Origin of the sequence: Streptomyces sp. NPDC059743, from assembly GCF_042732975.1 — a bacterium.
Lineage (GTDB): Bacteria > Actinomycetota > Actinomycetes > Streptomycetales > Streptomycetaceae > Streptomyces.
In genome coordinates, this window is record NZ_JBHWGS010000004.1 from 282,416 (window position 1) to 299,130 (window position 16,715).

The 16,715-nt window shown below is 67.9% G+C and carries 18 protein-coding genes; 2 read left to right on the top strand and 16 right to left on the bottom strand.

The features are described from left to right. Positions 1-144 precede the first annotated feature (144 nt). From tatC to ACFV6H_RS09545, 10 genes are all read right to left on the bottom strand, one after another. On the bottom strand, positions 145-1,086 hold the full coding sequence (tatC, locus tag ACFV6H_RS09500) for a twin-arginine translocase subunit TatC (RefSeq protein WP_385540143.1): 942 nt from the start codon (positions 1,084-1,086) through the stop codon (positions 145-147). A 43-nt stretch (positions 1,087-1,129) separates the two neighbouring features. Beyond that, positions 1,130-1,426: a Sec-independent protein translocase subunit TatA gene (gene tatA, locus ACFV6H_RS09505; protein ID WP_384976605.1), complete on the bottom strand. Its 297-nt coding sequence runs from the start codon at positions 1,424-1,426 to the stop codon at positions 1,130-1,132. Between the two features lie 214 nt (positions 1,427-1,640). Next, entirely contained in the window at positions 1,641-1,838 is a 198-nt protein-coding gene (locus tag ACFV6H_RS09510) for a hypothetical protein (protein WP_385540145.1), read from the bottom strand. Between the two features lie 39 nt (positions 1,839-1,877). Beyond that, the gene (locus tag ACFV6H_RS09515; RefSeq protein WP_093597236.1) at positions 1,878-2,138 is read right to left on the bottom strand and encodes a hypothetical protein; all 261 of its coding nucleotides are present in this window, start codon (positions 2,136-2,138) and stop codon (positions 1,878-1,880) included. Positions 2,139-2,214: 76 nt separating this feature from the next. Beyond that, positions 2,215-3,171: a helix-turn-helix transcriptional regulator gene (locus ACFV6H_RS09520; RefSeq protein WP_384976607.1), complete on the bottom strand. Its 957-nt coding sequence runs from the start codon at positions 3,169-3,171 to the stop codon at positions 2,215-2,217. Positions 3,172-3,188: 17 nt separating this feature from the next. Further along, a complete protein-coding gene (locus ACFV6H_RS09525) occupies positions 3,189-4,145 on the bottom strand; it encodes a YafY family protein (RefSeq protein ID WP_093594863.1) in 957 nt (318 codons plus the stop codon). Between the two features lie 147 nt (positions 4,146-4,292). Next, positions 4,293-4,667: an FKBP-type peptidyl-prolyl cis-trans isomerase gene (locus tag ACFV6H_RS09530; protein ID WP_066952649.1), complete on the bottom strand. Its 375-nt coding sequence runs from the start codon at positions 4,665-4,667 to the stop codon at positions 4,293-4,295. Between the two features lie 43 nt (positions 4,668-4,710). Continuing rightward, on the bottom strand, positions 4,711-5,646 hold the full coding sequence (locus ACFV6H_RS09535; RefSeq protein WP_385540148.1) for an FKBP-type peptidyl-prolyl cis-trans isomerase: 936 nt from the start codon (positions 5,644-5,646) through the stop codon (positions 4,711-4,713). A gap of 124 nt (positions 5,647-5,770) precedes the next feature. Further along, positions 5,771-7,132: a Pup--protein ligase gene (pafA, locus tag ACFV6H_RS09540; protein WP_093594857.1), complete on the bottom strand. Its 1,362-nt coding sequence runs from the start codon at positions 7,130-7,132 to the stop codon at positions 5,771-5,773. A 9-nt stretch (positions 7,133-7,141) separates the two neighbouring features. Continuing rightward, positions 7,142-8,401, bottom strand: a complete 1,260-nt coding sequence (locus ACFV6H_RS09545; protein ID WP_093594854.1) for an MFS transporter — start codon at positions 8,399-8,401, stop codon at positions 7,142-7,144. A 145-nt stretch (positions 8,402-8,546) separates the two neighbouring features. Between ACFV6H_RS09545 and ACFV6H_RS09550 the strand changes: the two genes are divergently transcribed. Next, positions 8,547-9,566 carry a LacI family DNA-binding transcriptional regulator gene (locus ACFV6H_RS09550; protein ID WP_384777517.1) on the top strand — a complete coding sequence of 340 codons (1,020 nt, stop codon included), beginning with the start codon at positions 8,547-8,549 and terminating at the stop codon, positions 9,564-9,566. A gap of 73 nt (positions 9,567-9,639) precedes the next feature. Here ACFV6H_RS09550 and prcA read toward each other — a convergent pair whose 3' ends face one another. The 5 genes from prcA to arc form a co-directional block, all read right to left on the bottom strand. Next, positions 9,640-10,467 (bottom strand): proteasome subunit alpha, encoded by an 828-nt coding sequence (prcA, locus tag ACFV6H_RS09555; protein ID WP_385540152.1) that lies wholly within the window; start codon positions 10,465-10,467, stop codon positions 9,640-9,642. A gap of 52 nt (positions 10,468-10,519) precedes the next feature. Further along, the gene (prcB, locus tag ACFV6H_RS09560; protein ID WP_384976617.1) at positions 10,520-11,365 is read right to left on the bottom strand and encodes a proteasome subunit beta; all 846 of its coding nucleotides are present in this window, start codon (positions 11,363-11,365) and stop codon (positions 10,520-10,522) included. Positions 11,366-11,508: 143 nt separating this feature from the next. Next, complete coding sequence (locus tag ACFV6H_RS09565) at positions 11,509-11,727, bottom strand: ubiquitin-like protein Pup (RefSeq protein ID WP_030754525.1); 219 nt, start codon at positions 11,725-11,727, stop codon at positions 11,509-11,511. 135 nt (positions 11,728-11,862) lie between these two features. After that, positions 11,863-13,374 carry a depupylase/deamidase Dop gene (gene dop, locus ACFV6H_RS09570; RefSeq protein ID WP_345941042.1) on the bottom strand — a complete coding sequence of 504 codons (1,512 nt, stop codon included), beginning with the start codon at positions 13,372-13,374 and terminating at the stop codon, positions 11,863-11,865. A 242-nt stretch (positions 13,375-13,616) separates the two neighbouring features. After that, positions 13,617-15,383 carry a proteasome ATPase gene (arc, locus tag ACFV6H_RS09575; protein WP_093602523.1) on the bottom strand — a complete coding sequence of 589 codons (1,767 nt, stop codon included), beginning with the start codon at positions 15,381-15,383 and terminating at the stop codon, positions 13,617-13,619. Between the two features lie 259 nt (positions 15,384-15,642). On the opposite strand from arc, the gene ACFV6H_RS09580 reads away from it, so the two are divergent. After that, positions 15,643-15,957, top strand: coding sequence for a ferredoxin (locus ACFV6H_RS09580; RefSeq protein WP_093602525.1), 315 nt, complete (start codon positions 15,643-15,645; stop codon positions 15,955-15,957). A 42-nt stretch (positions 15,958-15,999) separates the two neighbouring features. On the opposite strand, the gene ACFV6H_RS09585 is transcribed toward ACFV6H_RS09580, so the two are convergent. Then, complete coding sequence (locus ACFV6H_RS09585; protein ID WP_385540155.1) at positions 16,000-16,584, bottom strand: hypothetical protein; 585 nt, start codon at positions 16,582-16,584, stop codon at positions 16,000-16,002. Positions 16,585-16,715: the final 131 nt, after the last annotated feature.

The following is a 16,715-nucleotide window of genomic DNA, read 5'->3' on the forward strand; positions in this document are numbered from 1 at the left end:
CCACTTTTTTTATTGACCCGGCCACCCCCTTCTTCTACCCCCCCAAACGCTCCGCCCGCTTCTTTTTTTTATAACCCACATATTTTTAACCGTCGTGGCAACCCCCCGGGGGGGCGCCGGGGGGGCCGCCGCACGGGAGGAAGGTCAGGTGATGTCGTCGTAGCCGTTCAGCCGGTCCGGGCGTCCGTCGCCGTCGGGCCGGTCGGGCGGCGAGACCGGTTCGACCGCGCCGACGGACTCGGGCGTCAGATCGAGATCGGAGGCCTCGTCGTCGTCGAGATCCGCGTCCGGGTTGTTGCGCCTGCGCCGTCGGTCGTTGAGGAAGCAGACGCCCAGCGCCAGGAAGTAGAGCACCACGATGGGAGCGGCCAGCGTCAGCATGGTGAGCGGATCACCGGTCGGTGTCGCGACCGCGGAGAAGAGCGTGATGCCCAGCACCATGATGCGCCACCAGGAGGCGAGCCGCTTCGCCGTGAGCACTCCGGTGAAGTTCAGCAGGACCAGCAGCAGTGGCAGCTCGAAGGCCAGACCGAAGACGATCACCATACGGACCACGAGATCGAGATACTCGTCCAGCGGCAGCAGGTTCCGCGCGTTCTCCGGGGTGAAGTCGAGCAGGATCGTGGCGGTCTGAGGAAGGATCTTGTACGCGAGGACGGCGCCGCTGAGGAAGAGCGGGACGCCGATTCCCACGAACGACAGCGCGTACTTCTTCTCGTGGCTGTGCAGACCGGGCGCCAGGAAGCCCCAGAGCTGGTACAGCCAGACCGGTGAGGAGAGCACCACACCGGATACGAGGGAGACCTTCAGGGCGATCGAGAAGGGCGAGATCAGACCGTTGACGGTCATGTCCGCGCACGGCTGGCCGTTCTTCTGTGTCAGCGTGCCGTTGACACAGCCGACCGAGTCCAGGATGGGTTTCATCATGAACTCCATCAGGTCCTTGTTGTAGAACGCGGCGATGACCGTGATGACCAGGATCGCCAGGACCGACTTGAGCAGGCGGTTTCGCAGTTCACGCAGGTGCTCGGCGAGGGGCATGCGCCCCTCGACGTCTTTCTCCTGCTTCCGGGCAGACTTGAGCAACCCGCGTCCCTCGTCTCGTAGCGGCAGCCGTCAGCGGGGTGCGTCAGCTCTGGGTGGTGCGGTTCGGCTCGGTGACCGGACGGGAGCTCGTGACATCCCCGGGCGAAGCCTGGATCGTCCTCGGAGCGGCGGCCTGCTGCTGGGCCGTGGTGTCGGCGGGCTGGTCGGCCGCCGGGGCCGCTGTGTCGTCGTCCTTCTTCATGGCCTTGGCCTCGCTCTTGAGGATGCGGGCCGACTTGCCGAGCGAACGCGCCATGTCGGGAAGCTTCTTGGCACCGAACAGCAACAGGATGACAACGATGATCAGAACGATCTCGAGGGGCTTCAGATTGCCGATCATGTACGACTTCCTTCTCGCTGAGGCGGCTGGGCGGGGGCTGCCCGTACAACCGAACCGGTGTCCGGCCTTAGTACTCGCTGCGATCGTAACCCGCAGGGGTAAACGCGGGGCAATGCCTGTGCATACTCACAACTGCTCCGTTTACCTCTGTTAGAGGTCGCGATCGTCAGCGTACCGTCCGCGCCCGCGGCGCCGGAGGGCGGTGGCGCCAGCGCTATCGCAGCGCGTCTCCCGTCGAGGCCAGCCGGGTGGCGGCGCGTTCCAGGTCCTCCGCGGCCTGGTTGATCCGCTCGGTGGTCGCGGCGACCTGCCGGCCGAGCCGCTGGGCCTCGACAAAGACCCGGACCGCCAGTACGCCGAGTACGGCGATCCCGCAGAAACCCAGGGCGATGGCGAGCATGGGCCAGAACATGGGCGAAGCCTGGATCCGTTCTTGAGGAGATGACGCGGTTCACGAGGTGGCGTGCAGACGCAGCGTCCGCACTCCGCCGCCGGTGAGGAGTTCGACGATGCGTTCACCGGCGGGCTTGCGCACCAGGCTCTCGCACTCGGGACAGGTGAAGGAGTAGAAGGTGGTCTTCCGGGTGGCGCCGATCGCCAGTCGCAGCGCGCCCGCCGAGAGTTCGAAACGGGCCCGGCACTCCGGACAGGCCGCCTTGAAGAGAACAGGGAGCACCGTCGAGATTTCCGACACTTCAGACATTGCCGACATATTCCTCGGATCTCCTTCTTCCTGCCCGCTTCCCGCCCGTTTTCCGTCCACTCTCGTCACTTCTCGTCACTTCTCGTCACTCTTGGCCGTCGTAGGCCGCGAGCGCCTCACCCGCCGCGATCCGCGCGCTCTCCGCGAGATCCGTCGGCGAGACGATCCGTCCGTCACCGCCGAGCCGCAGCGCGAGCCGTCGCAGCGAGGCGGGCGCGGGCGTCCGCAGTGTGATACGCAGACCGCCGTCGGGAAGTTCGACCGCGCTGTCGTGCGGGTAGTACTCCGCCACCCACCGGCCGCCCGGCCCGACCTCGACCACCACCTCGGGATCCTCCGCCGACGGCTGCACGAGCCCTTCCGACAGATCCCTCAGCTCCAGCTCAGGAGGCGCGGCCGGAGCGTCCAGCAGCCTGATCTCGGCGACCCGGTCGAGCCGGAACGTACGCCGTGCCTCGGAGAGCCGGCACCAGGCCTCCATATAGGTGTGGCCCACGGCGAACAGCCGGATCGGGTCGACCTCGCGCTCCGTCAGCTCGTCACGGGCCGGCGAGTAGTAACGCAGCCAGAGCCTGCGGCGCTCGGAGATGGCCCGGTCGACCTCGGCGAACACTCCGCCCTCGGACTCGAAGGTCACCGAGAGCCGGGAGCTGGCTCCGGCGGCCTCACCGGCCGCGGCCTCCAGCTTGGCGGTGGCGCGCAGCAGCGCCTGCCGGTCGCCCTCCCGCAGCCCGGGCAGAGTGGTGACGGCGCGGGCCGCGACGAGCAGCGCCGTCGCCTCGTCGGCGGCGAGCCGCAGCGGCTCGGCGACATCGTCCGGGTTGTGCCACCAGATCCGGTCGCCGTCGGTGTCGATGTCGAGCAGATCGCCGCCGCGGAAGCTGGTCCCGCACATGGGAAGGACATCGAGATCGGAGATCAGCTCGTCCTCGCTGATCCCGAACGCGCGGGCCACATCGCTGACATGGGCGCCGGGGCGCTCCCGCAGATAGGTCACCAGCGAGAGCATCCGCCGGGTCTGGTCGATGGCGTTGGCTGCCATGGTTGTCCGAGTCCCTCTCAGCCCTTGGCCACGGCGCGCAGCCGCTCGACCACATCGGCCCGCAGATCGGCGGGTTCCAGTACGACCACGTCCGGGCCGAACTCCACCAGCCAGGCGTCCAGGCCGTGTCCGTACGGGACCTCCAGCTCGTCCCAGCCGTCGCCCAGCTCCCGGGACGACAGCGCCCGGGAGCGCAGCGGATAGCCGCAGCCCGAGCGCAGTCTGATCAGCGCGGAGCGGGTCGCGGTCTCTCCCGCCCAGCTCTCCACGGTCTCCCGTACGGTCACCACATCGGGCACCGGCGCGGTGAACACACCGCTGCGGGAGCGGACCTTGCCGGTGATCCGGGAGAGCCGGAAGACGCGCTCGGCGCCGCGGTCGCGGTCCCAGCCGGCCAGATACCAGTGGCCGCGCCAGCACTCCAGCGTCCAGGGCTCGACCTGACGCTGCTCGGGGCGGGCCGCGTTGGCCTTGCGGTAGTCGAAGATGACGGGCCGACGGTCGCGGCAGGCGAGCATCAGCGGTTCGAAGGCGGCCTCATGGACCGGGATCCGCGGTTCGAGCGCGCTGTGGTGTGCCTCGTACGCGTCCTCCGCCTCCGGCATTCCGGCGGCGCGCAGCTTCTGGAGGGCGCCGCTCGCCGCGCCCGCGAGCCGGGCCTGCTGCCAGACCTTGGCCGCGAGTCCGAGGGCCGCGGCCTCCTCGGCGTCGAGAGTGATCGCGGGCAGCCGGTTGCTGTCGCGCCGGGCGAGATAGCCGGTTTCGCCGTCGAGATTCTCCACCGTCTCGATGACCAGGCCGAGTTCGCGCAGATCTTCCTTGTCCCGCTCGAACATCCGGTTGAAGGAATCGTCGGTGCCCGCCTCCAGATAGGCCTCGATGGAGCCCCGCAGCTCGCGCTTGCTGAGCGGACGCCGGGTCCCGAGCAGACACAGCGCCAGATTCATCAGTCGCTCGGCCTTGGCAATGGCCATCGACGCCTTGCACCCCTTTTGATCGTTGCGGCCTCCGCTCGTTGACCGTACCGCCCCGGGGTGTCGGGACAAAAGCCGAGGGCCCATGCGGACGGCACGGGCCCTCGGGTCTTCGTCCTGACGGGATCGGACCGGGATCAGACCGGATCAGACAGAGACCAGATCGCAGACGAAGATCAGCGTCTCGCCCGGGGCGATGGTGCCACCACCGGCGCCACGGTCGCCGTAGGCGAGGTGCGCGGGGATGGTGAGCTGACGACGGCCGCCGACCTTCATGCCCTGGACGCCCTGGTCCCAGCCCTTGATGACCTGGCCGGCGCCGAGCTGGAACTGGAGCGGCGTGCCGCGGTTCCAGGACGCGTCGAACTCCTCGCCGGTGGAGAAGGCCACACCCACATAGTGGACGGAGACGGTGTCGCCCGCCTTGGCCACCGGGCCGTCGCCCTCCGTGATGTCCTTGATCTCCAGATCGGCCGGCGGCTCGCCACCCGGGAAGTCGATCTCGGGCTTCTCGATGCTCACTGAACTGCTCCTCTAAATGATGAACGGGGCAACCGGGACAGTCTTACACCTTCGCCAGGATGTCCACCGCGAACACCAGAGTGGAGTTCTTCGGGATCTCCTGCTGCTCCTGGTCGCCGAAGGCCTGGTCCGGCGGGATCACGATCAGGACCCTGCTGCCCACCTTCTTGCCGACGATCCCCGACTTGAGCCCCTTCAGCGTCAGTTGGGGCAGCGGGAAGGTCGTGGTGCGGCCCGTCTGGTACGTACTGTCGAACCCCTTGCGGTTCTTCCACAGATACGCCGTGTAGTTCAGCACGACCGTGTCCGAGTCCTTGACGACCGGGCCGTCGCTCTCCAGGACATAGGTGGAGACCAGTTCCTTGGGCGGATCGGTCTTCGGGATCGTGACCGTCGGCTCCTTGCCGTCGTCGTTCGTCCCGACCTTCGGCAGATCGATATTGTCCTGTGCCACCGCGGTGCCCTTGGCGGAGACCGGGACCTGGGTCGCCTTCAGAATGTCCACGACGAAGACCAGTGTGGCGTTGGGCTTGATGCCGTCCTGGCCCTGCGCTCCGTAACCGAGCTCCGGCGGAATGCCGAGTTCGACGCGGCTGCCGACCTTCTGGCCCTCCAGGCCCTGGTCCCAGCCCTTGATGACCATTCCGGCGCCCAGTGTCAGATCGAAGGGCTGCTTACGGTCGAAGCTGTTGTCGAACGGCTTGTCGGAGTCCCAGCTCTGACCCAGGTAATTGACCTGGATCGCGTCGCCCTTCTTGACCGTGGGACCGTCACCCTTGCTGATGACGTCGGCCTTGAGCTCCTTGGGCGGAGTTCCCTCGCCCTTGGCTAGCGTCGGCTTCTCGCCGAACTTGGTGCCCGCGGTGATCGCGGGAAGTCCGTTCTTGGACGGGGCGGAGTCGGAGCCTCCGTCATCGCCGCACGCCGCTGTCGACAACAGCAGCAAGGGGACGACGATCAGGCCGGCAAGTCGGCGCACGTATTCCTCAGATCTCAGACGGCACGGTAGTTGCACGACACTCTAGGGGGTGTCCCGGGCATGGCACGGGCCCTGTACGCGTACGTACAGGGCCCGGCGTATTGCGTCGAAGTGTCGCCCAGCGCTACATACCGGCGATCAGCTTCTCCACACGGTCGTCCACGGAACGGAACGGGTCCTTGCAGAGCACCGTGCGCTGCGCCTGGTCGTTGAGCTTGAGATGCACCCAGTCGACGGTGAAGTCCCGGCGCTGTTCCTGAGCCCGGCGGATGAAGTCGCCGCGCAGCCGCGCCCTGGTGGTCTGCGGAGGCACGGACTTGCCCTCGAAGATCTTCAGGTCGTTGCAGATCCGGGCGGCCTGGCCCCTCTTCTCCAGCAGGTAGTAGAGGCCCCGGCGGCGGTGGATGTCGTGGTAGGCGAGATCTATCTGGGCGACCCGCGGATGCGACATCGTCATATTGTGCTTGGCCCGGTACCGCTCGATGAGCTGGTACTTCATCACCCAGTCGATCTCGGTGGAGATACGGTCGAGGTCCTCCTCCTCGATCGCGTCCAGCGTGCGGCCCCACAGTTCGAGCACCTGCTCGACCGTGCCGGTGCGGATGCCCCGGCGCTCCACGAAGTCCACGGCCTTTTCGTAGTACTCCCGCTGGACCTCCAGCGCGGAGGCCTCCCGGCCGCTGGCCAGCCGCACCTTGCGCTGGCCGGTGAGGTCATGGCTGACCTCGCGGATCGCCCGGATCGGGTTCTCCAGGGTGAGATCGCGCATCACCGTGCCCGCCTCGATCATGCGCAGCACGAGATCGGTGGCGCCGACCTTGAGCAGCATGGTCGTCTCGGACATGTTCGAGTCGCCGACGATGACATGGAGCCTGCGGTAGCGCTCCGCGTCCGCGTGCGGTTCGTCACGGGTGTTGATGATCGGACGGGAGCGGGTGGTGGCGGAGCTGACGCCCTCCCAGATGTGCTCGGCACGCTGGCTGACGCAGTAGACCGCGCCACGAGGCGTCTGGAGCACCTTGCCCGCGCCGCAGAGGAGCTGCCTGGTGACGAGGAAGGGGATGAGGATGTCCGCGAGCCGGGAGAACTCTCCATGGCGGGCGACGAGATAGTTCTCGTGGCAGCCGTAGGAGTTTCCCGCCGAGTCGGTGTTGTTCTTGAAGAGATAGACGTCGCCCGCGATTCCCTCCTCGTGCAGGCGGCGTTCGGCGTCGACGAGCAGGCCTTCGAGAATGCGCTCGCCCGCCTTGTCGTGGGTGACCAGTTCGGTCACGTTGTCGCATTCGGGAGTTGCGTATTCCGGATGCGAACCCACGTCGAGGTAGAGACGGGCGCCGTTCCGCAGGAAGACATTGCTGCTGCGGCCCCATGAGACAACACGGCGGAAGAGGTAGCGCGCCACTTCGTCAGGTGACAGTCGGCGCTGTCCCCTGAACGTGCACGTGACGCCGTACTCGTTCTCCAGCCCGAAAATGCGGCGGTCCATGTCTGAACATTACGCCTGATGACCAGAGCTGAAACCGGGTTCGGCCGCTCCGCCTTGATCTGTTTCCGTCCGGATGGTGGCATCGGCACCTCGGCCGGGAGCCGCGAGGACCCGCTGTGTGGCCAGCAGTACCAGCAGCGCGGCAACACCAGCGGCCCCGGCGACCGCGAAGCTCGCGGAGGTGCCGCCCAGCTCCACGGCGGGCCCGGCAGCGGCCGTACCGAGTGCCGAGCCGACACCGATCGTGGTGACGAGCCAGGAGAACGCCTCGGTGACGGTGCCGCGCGGCGCGTGCCGGTCGACGACGATGAAGGCGCAGGCGATCGCGGGCGCGAGGAAGATCCCGGCGACGGCGGCCAGTCCTGTCATCGCGAGCACACCGGGTGTGAGTGTCAGCGGCAGATAGCAGAGGGCCAGCAGGGCGACGATGGTACGCAGCCGCCGCTCCGGAGCGCCGGTCCACTCCCTGGCCCCGTACACCGAGCCGCCCACCAGCGCGCCGAGGCCGAGCGCGGCCATCAGCCAGCCGTAGACGGACTCCCGGCCCTGGTCGTCGGCGTAGGCGATGCCCGCGACGGTGATGGAGCCCAGGGCTATCCCGACGAAGAGGAACGCGCCCAGCAGGGCCAGCAGGCCCGGTGAGCGCAGGGCGCCGAGCCAGTGCGCCTCGCGCGGCGCGGAGCGCCAGGCGCGCGACGGCGCGGAGAGGACGACGGAGAGCGCGCCGAGCACGCCGATCGCGTTGATGACCAGCAGCGCGGTGGCCGGTGACCAGAGCGCGACCAGCAGAGTGACGAGCAGCGGGCCGACGGTGAACATGATCTCCTGCGCCACGGCGTCCATGGCGTACGCCCGGTGCACCCGCTCCTCACCGCCGAGGACATGGGGCCACAGCGCCCGCAGCCCGCCCTCCAGCGGCGGTGTGAACAGTCCCGCGACCGCGACGGCGCCGTAGGCGAGCAGCGGGGAGCCGGTCCCGGCGACGACGAGCAGCACCGCGCCGAGGGCGGAGACGACGGCGGCGGGAAGCTGCACCCGGGGCTGGCCGTACAGATCCACGGCCCGGCCGAGCAGCGGCTGTCCGACGGCGTTGGCGACGCCGTACACCGCGGCGAGCGCGCCGGCGAGGCTGTAGCTGCCTCCACCGTCCCGGACGAGCAGGACGACGGCGATCGGGCCCGTGGCGTTCGGCAGCCGGCCCACGAGTGTGCCGGCGAGCAGCCGCGCGGCGTGCGGCGCCTTGAGGATGTCCACGTAGCCGGTGGCCATGTGCCGTCCCTTCTCTCGCCCGGCCCGGCCGGGGTTTTACGTATAACGTCGCCGTCATACGTACCATGTGGCCAGTCCGCGGGTCCACTGCCCGGCGCCGAGGCGGACAGGAACCGCCGGACGAGCGCGACGGAGCACGGTAGCCATGACAGAGCAGCCCGCCAGGCCCACCAGCAGGGATGTGGCGCGGACCGCGGGTGTGTCCCAGGCCACGGTCTCGCTGGTCCTCGGGGACAAGTGGCGGGGCAGGGTCTCGGAGCGGACCGCCGGGCTCGTACGGGACGCGGCGCATGCGCTCGGCTACCGGCCCAATCTCGCGGCCCGCAATCTGCGTCTCGGGACGACCAGGACCGCGCTCCTGGTCGTGCCCGCGCTCACCAACGAGTTCTTCGCCCGGGTCTACACCGGCGCGGCCGAGGTCGCCGCCGAGCACGGCTTCGGAGTGGTCCTCTACCCGTCACCCGCCGGTGTGGGGCCTGCGCGGGATCCCTTCGCCTCGGCACGGGCCGCGCTGGACGGAGTGATCGCCTCCTCGATGGCGACGGAGGCGCTGGACGCGATCCGGGGCGCGGATCTGCCGCTGGTGATGCTCGACAGCGATCCGGCGGGCCCCGGTGCCGCCGCCCGGGTGAATCTCGACATCGCCGGCGGCATCCGGCAGGTGACCGGGCACCTGCTCGGTCTCGGCCACCGGCGCCTGCTCCATCTCGCCTCCTCGGTCGCCTCATGGACCTTCGACGTACGGGCCGAGGCCCTGGCCGGCGCGGTACGGGGAGTGCCGGACGCGGTCGTACGGACGGTGTCGGCGCCGCTGGAGGTCGGCGCCGCACGGGAGGCCGTCGAGCGCGCCCTCGCCGCTCCGGGCCCTCGGCCCACGGCGCTGATCTGCGACGGCGACATCCTGGCCGCAGGGGCCTACAAGGCGCTTCGGCGCCTCGGGCTGCGGGTGCCGGAGGACATCTCGGTCACCGGCTTCGACGATCTGGCGCTCGCGACGGCGATCGAGCCGGAACTGACCACGGTCAGCCTCCCGGCCGAGCAGGTCGGCGAGCGGGGCATGACGGCCCTGCTGACGGTCCTGGACGGCCGGCGCCCGGAACCGGGCGATCTGCCGGTCTCCCTGGTCGTCCGGGCCTCCACCGCGCCACCGCCCTCCGACGCCTGATTCAACGACTGACATGCCTGTGCCCCGGGCCGCGTGGGCGGGCCGGGGCACAGGCAGGGCTGATCCGGGTCGGCTACTCGGTGGTGTCCGGCTTCTCGGTGTCCTTCTTGCCGTTGTCCTCGGACGTCTCCGCCGACGGAGAGGCGGCGCCGTCCGGCTCCTCCGTGTCCGAGGGCGCGTCCGTCGGCGTCGAGGCGGCACCGTCCGCTTCCAGCAGCCGGGAGAGCTGACGGCCGACGATCCGCTTGAACTTGCGCTTCTGCGGTCGCGTACGGTCCAGGACCGCCACTTCCAGCCGCTCCGCGGGAATCTCCCGCTCACCGCCGTTGGTGTCCCTGGACAGCGCCTGGACGGCCAGCTTCAGCGCCTCCGCGAGCGACATGCCCTCGCGGTGCCGCTGGTCGAGATAGGTGCTGATCTGCTCCGAGCTGCCGCCCACCGCGACCGAGCCGTGCTCGTCCACGATCGATCCGTCGTGCGGCAGCCGGTAGATCTGGTCGCCGTCCGGTGTCGCGCCCACCTCGGCGACGACCAGCTCCACCTCATAGGGCTTCTCACCGGCGCTGGAGAAGATCGTGCCGAGCGTCTGTGCGTAGACATTGGCGAGACCACGGGCGGTGACATCGTCGCGGTCATAGGTGTATCCGCGCAGATCGGCGTAGCGGACACCACCGATCCGGAGATTCTCGTACTCGTTGTACTTGCCGGCCGCCGCGAAACCGATCCGGTCGTAGATCTCGCTGAACTTGTGCAGCGCGCGGGACGGGTTCTCGCCGACGAAGACGATGCCGTCGGCGTACTGAAGCACAACCAGGCTGCGACCACGGGCGATGCCCTTGCGCGCGTACTCCGCCCGGTCGGCCATGGCCTGCTGGGGTGAGACATAGAACGGCGTCGACACCGGCTATCCGTCCCTTTCTGTCAGTGGCATGTTTATTCAGAAGAGGGCGGCATCAGAGCAGCGCGGCGCGCGGGCCGTCGGGCTGCTCCAGCCGGCGCTCGAGGATCGAACGGGCGATCTCCGAGGATTCCTCGTCCGTCAGCTTCCGGAAGCCCTCGTCCGTGATGATCGTGACGATCGGATAGATCCGGCGCGCCACATCGGGGCCGCCCGTCGCCGAGTCGTCGTCCGCCGCGTCGTACAGCGCCTGGATGACCAGCGTGGTGGCCTGCTGTTCCGTCAGGTCCTCGCGGTAGAGCTTCTTCATCGCTCCACGGGCGAAGATCGAGCCGGAGCCGGTGGACGCGAAGCCCGACTCCTCGGACCGGCCGCCCGTCACGTCGTACGAGAAGATGCGGCCCTTGCCGCGGTCCACGTCCCAGCCGGCGAAGAGCGGGACCACGGCCAGGCCCTGCATGGCCATGGCGAGATTGCTGCGGATCATCGTGGAGAGCCGGTTGGCCTTGCCCTCCAGGGAGAGCTGGGCGCCTTCGACCTTCTCGAAGTGCTCCAGTTCGAGCTGGAAGAGCTTGACCATCTCCACGGCGAGACCGGCGGTGCCGGCGATACCCACGGCCGAGTACTCGTCGGCCGGGAAGACCTTCTCGATGTCGCGCTGCGCGATCATGTTCCCCATGGTCGCCCGCCGGTCACCGGCGAGCACCACGCCACCGGGGAAGGTCGTCGCGACGATCGTCGTACCGTGCGGCGCCTCGATGGCGCCCTGCAACGGCGGCAGCGAACGCTTGCCGGGCAGCATGTCCGGCGAGTGGTGGGACAGGAAGTCCATGAACGAGGACGAGCCGGGCGTCAGGAAGGCTGCCGGCAGACGCCCGGTGCTACGAGGGTTGGCTTCCACACGTTTCCTTCCGGATGGGCGGCGGCCCGCCGCTCGGGCCGGGCCGATCTTTGAATCTGTGCACGGACCTTACCCGCGCCGTCGCCGGTCATCCGTCCCGGTGCTACCGGCTTTCGCCGACGGCCCGGGACGGACAACGGCCTTTACTGGCCGCCCTTTTGCACGAAGGACCGCACGAAGTCCTCGGCGTTCTCCTCGAGCACGTCGTCGATCTCGTCCAGGACGGAGTCCACATCGTCGGACAGCTTCTCCTGGCGCTCCTTGAGGTCCTCGGAGGCCTGTGCCTCCTGGGCCTGCTCCTCGGTCTCCTCCGTGGAACGCGTCGCCTTCTGCTGGCCGCCGCCGGTGTCCTTGGTCGCCATATCCCTCACCCCGCTCGGTTTCGCCCCGCTCGATGTGACCTTCAAGATCAGACCCTACAAGGAGGGTCCGACATCGGCCCCGCAGTTGCTACAACGTCCGGGTACCACCCCGATCATTCCCGGACCGCCGCTGTTTCAGCCGCCGGACAGCACCCGGACCAGCTCCTCGGCCGTGCGGCACCGGTCGAGCAGCTCCTTGACGTGGTTGCGTGTACCGCGCAGCGGCTCCAGGGTGGGCACCCGTTGCAGCGAGTCACGGCCGGGCAGATCGAAGATGACCGAGTCCCAGGAGGCCGCCGCAACATCGTCCGCGTACTGCTCCAGACAGCGCCCGCGGAAGTACGCCCTGGTGTCCTCAGGAGGCTTCGTCCTGGCCCGTTCGATGTCCTGCTCGTCCAACAGGCGGCTGATCCGGCCACGGGCCGCCAGACGGTTGTACAGGCCCTTCTCGGGACGTACGTCGGCGTACTGGAGGTCCACGAGATGCAGCCGGGCCGCGTCCCAGTCCAGGCTGTCCCGCCTGCGGTAGCCCTCCAGGATCTCCCGCTTGGTGATCCAGTCCAGCTCGCCGGACAGGCTCATCGGATCGTTCTCCAGCCGGTTGAGCGTGTCCTCCCAGCGCCCGAGCACATCCCTGGTCTGCTCGTCCGCGTCGGAGCCGTACCGCTCCTCGACATACTTCCTGGCCAGCTCGTAGTACTCCATCTGGAGCTGGACGGCGGTGAGTGTCCGGCCGCTGCGCAGCGTGACCAGCCGGCCGAGCGTCGGATCGTGCGAGACCTGGTGCAGAGTACGGACCGGCTGGTCGACGGCGAGATCGACGTTGATGAAGCCGTCCTCGATCATGGACAGGACGAGCGCGGTGGTGCCGAGCTTGAGATAGGTGGAGATCTCCGACAGATTCGCGTCGCCGATGATCACATGGAGCCTGCGGTACTTCTCCGCGTCCGAGTGCGGCTCGTCACGGGTGTTGATGATCGGGCGCTTGAGAGTCGTCTCCAGCCCGACCTCGACCTCGAAGTAGTCCGCCCGCTGGCTGATCTGGAAGCCGTGCTCATGGCCGTCCTGGCCGATACCGACGCGGCCCGCGCCGGTGACGACCTGCCGTGAGACGAAGAACGGCGTGAGATGGCGCACGATGTCCGAGAACGGGGTCTCCCGCTTCATCAGGTAGTTCTCGTGCGTGCCGTAGGACGCGCCCTTGTTGTCGGTGTTGTTCTTGTACAGATGGATCGGCTGGGCGCCGGGAAGCTGGGCCGCGCGCTCGGCGGCCTCCGCCATGATCCGCTCGCCGGCCTTGTCCCACAGGACGGCGTCCCGCGGATTGGTGATCTCGGGAGAGCTGTACTCCGGGTGGGCGTGATCGACATAGAGCCGCGCGCCGTTCGTGAGGATCACATTGGCCAGCCCGATGTCCTCGTCGGTGAGCTGGCTGGAATCGGCCGTCTCGCGGGCGAGGTCGAAGCCGCGGGCGTCCCGCAGCGGATTCTCCTCCTCGAAGTCCCAGCGGGCCCGCCGCGCGCGGTGCATCGCCGCCGCGTAGGCGTTCACGATCTGGGACGAGGTGAGCATGGCATTGGCGTTCGGGTGCCCCGGGACGGAGATCCCGTACTCCGTCTCGATGCCCATTACTCGCCGTACGGTCATGCGGCCCTCCTTGCCCGGCGGCGCTCCCCTCCGGAAGCGACGCTCAAGTACCGCTCTTCCTCCGCTGCGTGTGCGGTGCCCGGCTCCGGGCGCCGCCACGTGGCGGTACGAAAGAGCCTAGAACGCCTCCGCGCCGGTGGGGAGATCATTTCCGTCATTGGCCTGGTGTGGTGGAAGGAGCGTGGAAAGCAACCGGCTGCGGATGCCCTTCCGGACATCCGCAGCCGGTCTGCGTCTGCGCTTTACAGGTACTGACCGGTGTTGGCCACCGTGTCGATGGAGCGTCCGGTGTCCGCGCCCTGCTTTCCGGTGACCAGCGTACGGATGAACACGATCCGCTCGCCCTTCTTGCCGGAGATACGGGCCCAGTCGTCCGGGTTGGTGGTGTTCGGCAGGTCCTCGTTCTCCTTGAACTCATCCACGCAAGCCTGGAGGAGATGGGAGACCCGGAGGCCCTTCTGGTTGTGGTCGAGGAAGGCCTTGATGGCCATCTTCTTGGCCCGGTCGACAATGTTCTGGATCATCGCGCCGGAGTTGAAGTCCTTGAAATAGAGGACTTCCTTGTCGCCGTTGGCGTAGGTCACCTCAAGGAAGCGGTTCTCCTCGGACTCCGCGTACATCTGCTCGACCACGGACTGGATCATTCCGTGGGCCGCGGCCTCCTTGGAGCCGTTGTGCTCCGAGACGTCGTCCACGTGCAGCGGCAGCGAGGCCGTCAGATACTTCGCGAAGATGTCCTTCGCCGCCTCCGCGTCCGGACGCTCGATCTTGATCTTCACATCGAGCCGGCCGGGCCGCAGGATCGCGGGGTCGATCATGTCCTCGCGGTTGGAGGCGCCGATGACGATGACGTTCTCCAGGCCCTCCACACCGTCGATCTCGGCGAGGAGCTGCGGGACGATGGTGTTCTCCACGTCCGAGCTCACACCGGATCCGCGGGTGCGGAAGAGGGATTCCATCTCGTCGAAGAAGACGATGACGGGAGTGCCCTCGCTCGCCTTCTCCCGGGCACGCTGGAAGACCAGGCGGATATGGCGCTCGGTCTCACCGACGTACTTGTTCAGCAGCTCGGGACCCTTGATGTTGAGGAAGTAGCTCTTCCCCGCGGGCCTGCCGGTCACTTCCGCGACCTTCTTGGCAAGGGAGTTGGCCACGGCCTTGGCGATCAGTGTCTTGCCGCAGCCGGGCGGGCCGTAGAGCAGGATGCCCTTCGGCGGGCGCAGTTCGTGCTCCTTGAAGAGATCCGGGTGGAGATACGGAAGCTCCACCGCGTCGCGGATCATCTCGATCTGGCCGCCGAGGCCGCCGATCTTGTCGTAGTCGACGTCCGGGACCTCTTCGAGGACCAGTTCCTCGACCTCGCTCTTGGGGACCACTTCGTAGACATAGCCCGAGCGGGGTTCGAGCAGCAGGGCGTCGCCGGGACGGATGGTGATGTCCAGCAGCGGCTCCGCGAGCCGCACCACCCGCTCCTCGTCGGTGTGCCCGATCACCAGGGCACGCTCGCCGTCCTCAAGGATCTCCTTGAGGGTGACGATGTCCCCGGCACGCTCGTACGCCATGGCCTCGACCACGTTGAGCGCCTCATTGAGCATGACTTCCTGGCCGCGCCTGAGCTCGTCGAGTTCGACGCTGGGGCTCACATTCACCCGGAGCTTGCGGCCCCCGGTGAAAATATCGGCCGTGCCGTCCTCATTCGCCTGCAGGAACACACCGAAGCCGGCCGGCGGCTGTGCGAGCCGGTCGACCTCCTCCTTGAGGGCCACGATCTGGTCGCGGGCCTCACGGAGCGTATTGGCGAGCCGCTCATTCTGTGCGGACACACCAGCCAGGTTCGTCTGCAACTCGACGATCCGCTCTTCGAGAATCCTCGTGTGACGCGGAGAGTCGGCGAGCTTTCGTCGCAGGACGGCGATTTCCTGCTCGAGATAGGCAACCTGGCCGGCTGGGTCTTCAGACCCCCGCCCCGGCCGGATGCCGCGGTTGATGTCGTCGTCGTGGGCTGCCACGGTCCTCACCTCCTCCAAGGGGAGCTGGACGCTTCCTGACCCTACCTGGGTGGGTGATGATTGAAACCCCTAGATCACAAAGACTGTGGGGTGTGTCCGATCTTCACCCTTGCGCTCTTCCCTCACGCCAGGGGAATACCCACCCAGGAACATCGGAAAGCTGTCGGTTGTATCGTCGAAGTGTTCAACACCCGTCAGGGCTTGCGCGACTTACTTAACAGCGCACCGTCCGGCGGGGCAAACGGCAGGAGAGAACACCGTGCAGCAGCAGGCTCCCACCGAAGGCATCACCGAGACCGGTGAGCCGCTCGAGGTCTGGATCGACCAGGACCTCTGCACCGGGGACGGGATCTGTGCCCAGTATGCTCCTGAGGTCTTCGAGCTGGACATCGACGGGCTCGCGTATGTGAAGAGCCCCGAGGACGAACTGCTCCAGAGCCCGGGTGCCACAACACGGGTACCACTGCCACTGCTGCGTGATGTAGTCGATTCGGCCAAGGAGTGTCCGGGCGACTGTATTCATGTACGTCGCGTTTCGGACAGGGTAGAGGTTTACGGGCCGAACGCGGAATGAGGCGAGTGTCACCAGGAGCCCGGAGCCACTGGGCGTGAGCGGTCACGCACTCCGCGCTTCGGGCCTCTCCGCGCGTACGAACGCGCCGTTCTCCCACTGCCAGGAGACCCGCTCCTCCTCGTCGGGACAGCAGCTCGGCACCTCGGGTCCGGAGTAGCCGAGCAGAGTGGCGAGAATCACTCCGTCCCGGATCTCGAAGTCCGGTCCGACGCTCCGCTTGTCCTTCGGATCGACCAGTGTCGCCACGATCCTCGGCTCGGCCTCCGCGGCTCTGGTCAGTACGTAAACGCCCTGAGGCGGAGTGCCCGAGCCCGCCTCGCAGCGCACCGCGGCCACGGTCTCGGGATTCCGGTCGCCGTCGAGATCGCCGAAAGCCTGCTGTACGACCACCGTGCCCGCTCCGCCGCACTCCAGCGGGTAGTCCACCACGGCCGGATCAGGTGCGGGCAGCGGCGCCTCGCCGGGCGCCGTCCTCGCGGGCTTGGCGCCCGTCTGGGACGCGGTGGCGGCGCCGGGCTGCAACAGACCCGCCAGAGCCACCACACCGGCCATCGCGGTGGCCGTCGCGAGCCAGTGCATCGGGTGGGGCCGGGTGTGCGCGAGGTCCGGTACGTCGGAGATCTGCACGCGGAGTGTCTCCTGTGAGGGGGTGCCGGCGAGTAACCAACGGTGGGAGGAAGACAGCATCGTGCCACACGTCACAGAGAGGCGGAACAGGGGGGTCCGTAAGGCCAACGTAAAGACGGAGCCGCCGACTT

Excerpts from the sequence above, each read along its gene's own strand:
- ACFV6H_RS09520 (WP_384976607.1), bottom strand. The coding sequence starts at position 3,171 with ATGGCAGCCAACGCCATCGACCAGACCCGGCGGATGCTCTCGCTGGTG.
- ACFV6H_RS09565 (WP_030754525.1), bottom strand. The coding sequence starts at position 11,727 with ATGGCGACCAAGGACACCGGCGGCGGCCAGCAGAAGGCGACGCGTTCC.
- pafA (WP_093594857.1), bottom strand. The coding sequence starts at position 7,132 with ATGGACCGCCGCATTTTCGGGCTGGAGAACGAGTACGGCGTCACGTGC.
- ACFV6H_RS09550 (WP_384777517.1), top strand. The coding sequence starts at position 8,547 with ATGACAGAGCAGCCCGCCAGGCCCACCAGCAGGGATGTGGCGCGGACC.
- ACFV6H_RS09510 (WP_385540145.1), bottom strand. The coding sequence starts at position 1,838 with ATGTTCTGGCCCATGCTCGCCATCGCCCTGGGTTTCTGCGGGATCGCC.
- ACFV6H_RS09545 (WP_093594854.1), bottom strand. The coding sequence starts at position 8,401 with ATGGCCACCGGCTACGTGGACATCCTCAAGGCGCCGCACGCCGCGCGG.
- dop (WP_345941042.1), bottom strand. The coding sequence starts at position 13,374 with ATGACCGTACGGCGAGTAATGGGCATCGAGACGGAGTACGGGATCTCC.
- ACFV6H_RS09515 (WP_093597236.1), bottom strand. The coding sequence starts at position 2,138 with ATGTCGGCAATGTCTGAAGTGTCGGAAATCTCGACGGTGCTCCCTGTT.
- ACFV6H_RS09525 (WP_093594863.1), bottom strand. The coding sequence starts at position 4,145 with ATGGCCATTGCCAAGGCCGAGCGACTGATGAATCTGGCGCTGTGTCTG.
- tatA (WP_384976605.1), bottom strand. The coding sequence starts at position 1,426 with ATGATCGGCAATCTGAAGCCCCTCGAGATCGTTCTGATCATCGTTGTC.